Annotated in this window: 2 protein-coding genes; both read right to left on the reverse strand. The window is 64.6% G+C overall.

The genetic code is table 11. The features are described from left to right. Nucleotides 1-370: 370 nt before the first annotated feature. Nucleotides 371-1099: a hypothetical protein gene (locus WA965_RS08205; protein WP_212757736.1), complete on the reverse strand. Its 729-nt coding sequence runs from the start codon at nucleotides 1097-1099 to the stop codon at nucleotides 371-373. Further along, nucleotides 1096-6405 carry a helicase-like domain-containing protein gene (locus WA965_RS08210; protein ID WP_526298702.1) on the reverse strand — a complete coding sequence of 1770 codons (5310 nt, stop codon included), beginning with the start codon at nucleotides 6403-6405 and terminating at the stop codon, nucleotides 1096-1098. The genes WA965_RS08205 and WA965_RS08210 overlap by 4 nt, the downstream gene beginning before the upstream one ends. Nucleotides 6406-6569 lie beyond the last annotated feature (164 nt).

Below are 6569 nucleotides of genomic sequence, written 5' to 3' on the forward strand. Positions count from 1 at the left end.
GAGACAACGCACCGAACCGGCCATAGCCGCCCTCATCAGTCACGACGACATGAAATCACCTACAGCGCAAGGTCGCTCGGCGATTGCCCCTTAGCGCCGGATTTCGTCAATCTGCTCCCCGACCCCCTCACCGCACAACATTGGCACACCCGGCCGACGGAAACGCGCAGCCGGACCGACCTGATTGAACAACGTTTCATCGGCTTGAATCCTGGTGAGGCTGCGCTGTCTCATTGGCCGGGGTCGAGGGTGGGCTGCTGGCGGTGCTGACGTTCGCGAAATCGCATGGGCTGGAGTCGTATTCGGTGTTCCCCCGGAGTCTGCGCAATGGTCTACTTCCCGTGCGCCCGGCTAATCGTTGAGCTCATCCCTACAAGTTCAGGTCTGGTCCATCGGCGCTGCGGGCATTGTGTGCCCGGTGCTGGTGTTGGGCCCACCAGCGTTGTTGTTCGTCGGTGAGGCCCGTGTCGGGGGGGGCTTGGGTTCGTTCGGGGTGCGACTGGGTGTGGGTTTGGTCGGTCCGGATGAGGGCGGCGAGTTTGGGGTGTTCGCGCCAGGCGGGGCCGTAGAGGGCGTGGGTTGCCCAGAGGCTGATGCCGGGTACTGCGGGGCCGTTGAGTCGAAGTGGTGCGGTGTGGTCTTCGTCGAAGGCCATGGTGAGGGTTCGGGTGTCGGGGTCGGGGTAGAACTCGGTGAGGTCTTGGTACCAGAAGGACACGTAGCCGCCGTCGGGGCGGCTGCACATGAGGCGCAGGTTGGTGGTGAGGACGGCGACTTCGCGATGGTTGCGCCAGGTGGGGTGGGCGTCGCGGTCGGCGTGGCGGCGTCGGTGGCGGTTGATCGCGCCTTGGGTGGCCATGGCGCCGCCCATGAGGATGGGGTTGACGAAGAAGGGGGCGTTGGCGCGGTCGTAGTTGCCGTCACCGCTGGCGAGGCGGCTGTAGTAGGCCGGGGCGCTGAGGCGGGTGACTTCGTTGGCTTTGAGAAGGGGGCCGTGGGTGGGGATCACGGGTGGTTCGATGCCCTGGTTGAGTGCGGTGGCGCAGTCTTGGGCGTAGCGCCACCACGGGTCGGGGCTGCGGCGCGGCGCGGTGTTCACCGGACCAGTCCTTCGTCGTTGTCGCGGTGGGCGTCGGTGTCGCTGTGTTCCTGGCTGGCGAGGTAGTCGGCGGCGCGGGCTCGTTCGGCGATCTTTTGGGCGAACCGGTATTGCTCGGGGGTGTCGAAGCCGGATTCCTCGAGGAGGAATGGGGTTGGGTTGAGGTGTAGTGACCAGCCGGGTTGTCGGCCGGCGGCGTGCATGCGGTGTTGCGCTTCGGCGGCTTTGGCTTTGGCTTCTTCGGATTCGGCTTCTAGGCGCAGCAGGGTGGTCAAGGTGGACAGTTGCTCGCGTTTGGCGGCGAGTTCGTCGCCGCGGTCGAAGTCCTCGACGGTGGTGTCTTGGAGGTCTTCGATCTCGGCGGTGAGCTGGTCGTGGTGGCGTTGCAGTCGTTGGTGGTGGGCCGGCAGGTCTTTGTAGAGGTTTTCTACGCGGGTGAGAAGTCCTCGGGCTTTGGCGCTGCCGCTGTCATCGAGGGTGCTTACGGTGCCGTGCAGATCCATTACGGTGACGTCGATTTCGGCTGAGGGGACGTCGGCTTTGATCCATAGTTTGGAGTTGATGTGGTCGCGGCGGGCGATCAGAGCGATGCCGTCGATCGCGACGTTCAACGGCCGTGTTTCGTAGCCGGGGGCGTTCTTCATGGCGTGGTAGGTGTTGCGGCAGACGGTGGCGAACGCTTCGGCTGAGTCTTTGCGTTCCTTGTGGGTTCGTCCTTCGACGACGATGGTGGGTTTGGCCTCGGGGTCGCGGGCGGCGACAGCGTCGGCCACCGGCGCCAGGGCTTCGATGTCGGCGGCGACGATGCCGAGTTGGCGTTGGTTGGTGGTGATTTCTCGGTCGCGGCTGGCGAGGGTTTCGTGGTGGGAGCGTTCCAGGGCCGCGAGGTGTTCGATTTCGTCTTGGAGTTGGACTTGTCGCACGTAGCGTGGGTCGCCGGTGGCGATGGCTTTGGTTTCGGCGGCGGCCACGCTCATGTCTCCCCCACCGATGTCTTCGACTTCGTCCACGGCGATGTCGTCGCGTTTGACCTGTTCGATGAACAGTGATTTGGCTTCGATCTTTTGCCACATCACGGTGTCGTAGGAGCCTTCAACGACGTAGTTGAAGATGCTGACCTCGCTGTTTTGGTTGCCTTGCCGGATGATGCGGCCTTCGCGTTGTTCCAGATCGGCCGGTCGCCAGGGAACATCGACGTGGTGTAGGGCGACGGCGCGGGTTTGAACGTTGGTGCCGGTGCCCATCTTTTCGGTGGAGCCGAACAGGACCGAGACCAGGCCGCGGTTGCATTCATCGAACAGTCGCAGTCGGTCTTCGGGTTTTTCCGCGTCGTGGATGAAGCGGATCTTCTCGGCGGGCATTCCGCGGTCGATGAGTTCGTCTCGGATGGCGGTGTAGATGGTGAAGCTGTCTTTGGGTTTGCCGGCCTTTTTCGTGGGTGTTCCTCGGTCGCAGAACACGATTTGCAGTGCGCCGGGGTTGGGCATGTCGTGGCCGTGCTGGGGGTCTTTGTAGATGCGGTCAGCGTTGGCGTTGTGTACGGCCATGATTTGCTCGGCTACGGCTGCGGTGCGTGAGTGCGCTGGGGCGGGGAGGTTGACCATGCGGGGGTCGAGGCTGGCTTCGCGGCCGTCGTTGCTGATCTTGAGGATGTTGTCGCGGGCCATGTTCTTGGGGTCGATGTTGCTGGCCCGGTAGCCGAGGTCGGTGATGAAGTCTTTGAGTTCTTGATCGGCAGGGATTTGGACGATGGTGCGTTTGCCGTCGGTGAGCTCGGGCAGGCTGACCTGGGCTTGGTCGAGTACTTGGTCGCGGGTGATGACGTCGGTGAACACTGAGGACAGGCGCAGCAGTTCTTGCAGGTTGCAGAATTTGCCGACGCGGGTGACTGGTCTGAGTTGGGTGCCGGTGGCGTTGACCTCGACGGTGTTGACGGTGGAGGTGAATGCCGCTCCCCAGTCGTTGAGGTGGAACACTCCGGCGTCATCGAGCAGGTCGGGGCGCAGATAGCGTTGCATGACGTACATTTCGCCGAGGCTGTTGGCAACCGGGGTGCCGGTGGCGAAGGTGGCGACGCGTTCGTCGGTGGGGGTGGGCTGGCGGCCGGCGGCAATTGCGTCCTCGCGGCGGCGCTGGCGCAGCATGTCCATCTTCATGGCGAGGTCGTCAGCGCGTTTGGACCCGTCGGGGCAGGCGAGTTCCTTGACCGCCGAGAGCCGGGTGCGGTTTTTGAACATGTGGGCTTCGTCGATGAAAAGGTAGTCGCAGCCGGTGTTCTCGAAACGCAAGCCGGTGTCTTTTCTGGCTTGGTCGGTGAGGTCTTGGAGTTTGGTTTCGTATCGCTGCAAGGCTTTTTCGAGACGTTTGACGCTGGCGGGGGTGGTGTCGTCGGTGATCCCGTTGAGTGCCTCGCGCAGGATCTCGCATTCCCGTTCGATGTAGTCGCGCTGGGCCTCGGGCCCGACCGGGATTGCTTCGAACAGCGATTGCGGGGCGATGACCATGTCCCAGTCGGACGTCGCGGACTGCGCGACGAATCGGCGGCGGCCTTCGGCGTCGGTTCCTGGTGCACCGAGCAGGATTTCAGCGCTGGGATACCACCACTTGGCCTCTTTCCCGACCTGCTCGATGATGTGGTTGGGCACGACGATCCAGGGCTGGCGGGCCAGGCCCAGTCGCCGGAGTTCCATCGCGGCCATGAACATGGTTCCGGATTTTCCGGCGCCGACGACGTGGTCGAGCAGCACATTGGGTTCTGCGATGATCCGTGCCACGGCGTCGCGTTGGTAGGGGTGGGGTTCGAAGTTGTGGGACAGGCCGGGCAGCGTCAATGCTGCGCCGCTGTACTTGGGTGCGCGCAGACTGTTGAAGCGCTCGTTGTAGACGGCGACGAGTTCGTCGCGGCGGGTGTCGTCGGCGAAGACCCACTGCTGGAACGCCTCGGTGATCTTGGCGGCTTTGGCCTGGGCGGCGACGGTGGCGTCGCGGTTGACACCGGTTCGTCCGGTGAGCTCGGCTTCTTCGGCAGTGTATTTGACAACGATTTCTTTGTTGTTGCACAGCATTTCGAGCAGGTCGATAGCGTCACGGTTGTCGTAGCGGGTGCCCCAGGTTTCAAACATGCTCGCGTGGCTGCGGTCGTAGGCGGGACAGTCGATGGTCCAGACGCCGTGGATGTGATCGACCTTGATGCGGGGAATCTTATGCTCGGAAGGTTTGAAGGTTTCCTGGGCGAACTGTGCGACGTAGCGGGCCTCGATCCACGGTGATCCGGGACGGGCGGTGATCTGGCTGGGTTGGCGATCGACCGGCTGCACCTTCTGCAGTGCCTCGACGTATTCGTGGTAGCGCGGATCGGTTTGTGCGGCCTGGGTGGCCTCGCGGAGTTGCTTTCGGACGTTGCCCGACAAGGCGGTGGTGGCCGGGATCAGCACCTCGGGGTCGCGCAGGGAGGGGAATACCAGGCCGCGGAGGTGTTCGCGGGCGGTGTCGGTGTCGGAGCCCAGCAGGGTGGCGATGTGGTTGAGGTCTACCCCGCCGTGTTGGTCGAGGCTGATGGCCAGGGCTTCCTCGGCGGTCTCGGCGCGGTCACGGACGGTGGGCGGGCCGAGCAGGTCGACGGAGAAGATCGGTGCCTTGCGGACGTCCTTGGTCTGCTCGTCGTAGGACTCCAGGGCCAGCACGGTGGTCCAAGACGGGTCGTTGCGCAGGGCGGTGACGATGTGGGGCCGCAGTTTGTAGGGGTTGGGGGTTTCCCAGGCTTCTTGGTCCCACTGCTCGATGAGTTCCTCGGGGACGCGGGTGGCCTCGGGGTTCTTTTTGCGCCACGCTTCGATCTTCTTGGCGAGCTTGTCGTCGTGTTTGGCCTGGGTGATCTCCCCCGGCGTGCTCCATTTGAACCGCTGGATCGGGCCGTGGCGTTTCACGTAGGCGTCGTAGAGCCGGTTGAGTTGGCCGCGCAGTTGCTCGCGTTCCTCCGGCGGCAAGCCGTTGCGCTGGGAGGCGACCACCGCGTTGGCGGCATCGCGCAGCGCCAGCAGTTTGATGGTTTCGTCTTTGCGGCTGGCGTAGACCTTGGATTCGACCCAGGCGTCGCGGTTCCAGGATTCGAAGCGGTCAGCTTCGGTGTTGAATCGCAGCGTGCCGTAGGCCGGTGGTTGGCCGGCGGTGGCCTTGGTCAACAATCCGGGGTCGAAGCTGACTTCGCTGACCTCGGTGAGGGTTTCGGCTCGGGCGGTCAGCCCGCGGCCTTGCTCGACGGCGGTGTCGATGATGCCGCGCAGGGCCTGGGCGACCTGGTTGGGCACCGCCGAAGGGTCGAGCGTGCGGACCTGCAAGGTGGTGCTGCCGTGGATGCCGTGGCCGATCATCGGCGTGCCGAGCATGTGCTCGGGATGCTGATGGAAGTAGGTGTTGACCGGCAGTGAGGTCCACTGACCATCGTCGCCGAGCAGGTCCATGTCCGCGACCTGCAACCAGGTGTCTGTTCCGGCCTCGATCTCGCGGCTGGCTTCACGGCGGCGCAGCACGAGGATGTCGGTGACGACCTCGGTGCCGGCGACTCGGCGGAATGCGCTGGTGGGCAATCGGACGGCACCGAGAAGGTCGGCGCGGGCGGCGATTTCGTTGCGAGCCTTCGAATCGACGTTGTCGAGGGTGAAGCGGCTGGTGAGCACCACGACGTAGCCGCCGGGGGCAGTCAGGTCCAGGGATTTGACGATGAAGTGGTTATGGATAGACAACCGCTTCGGGTTGTAGGCCGGGTCCCGCAGTGCGAAGTCGCCGAACGGGACGTTGCCGATGACGGCTGCGAAGCTGCCATTGGGAACGTTGGTGGTTTCGAATCCTTCGGAGCGGACCTGCGCCGACGGATACAGGTAGGCCGCCACGGCGGCGCTGATCGGGTCTTTCTCGACCCCGACCATCTGGGCGCTCTGGGGCGCCAGTCCGATGAAGGTGCCGGCGCCGCAGCCTGGCTCTAACACCCGTCCGTCTTGGAATCCCGCGTGTTGCAGGGCTTTCCACATGCGTTCGGCGATGGCCGGGTCGGTGTAGTGGGCGTTGAGAGTGCTGGCCGAAGCTGCCCGATAATCGCGCGGGCCGAGGGCTTCCTGGAGGTATTCGCGTTCGGACTGGTAGGTGTCCTTGCGGGTGTCGAAGACATCGGCAACCGCTCCCCACCCCGACCAGGTGGCCAGGGTTTCCTGCTCGGCGGTGGTCGCGGGGCGGGCCTCTTGTTGCAGACGAGCCACGGTGTCGATGACGGCGATGTTGGCCAGGAGTCGGGCTTTAGCCCCCGAGGGCACGCGAATGTCGGTGCCCGGCCGGAAATCGACGGCGACCGGCGGCGCTGCGGATAGGTGTTCGGGTTCAGCGGTCGCGGGGTGCTCGACGGCAGGTGCCGCGGGGGGTTGGCCGACCTCGCCAGTGGCCTCAACGGCTGGGGCGGGGGCAATGGTTGGTGCGGCCG

This window comes from Mycobacterium sp., from assembly GCF_049683935.1.
In the GTDB taxonomy this organism is placed as follows: Bacteria; Actinomycetota; Actinomycetes; order Mycobacteriales; family Mycobacteriaceae; genus Mycobacterium.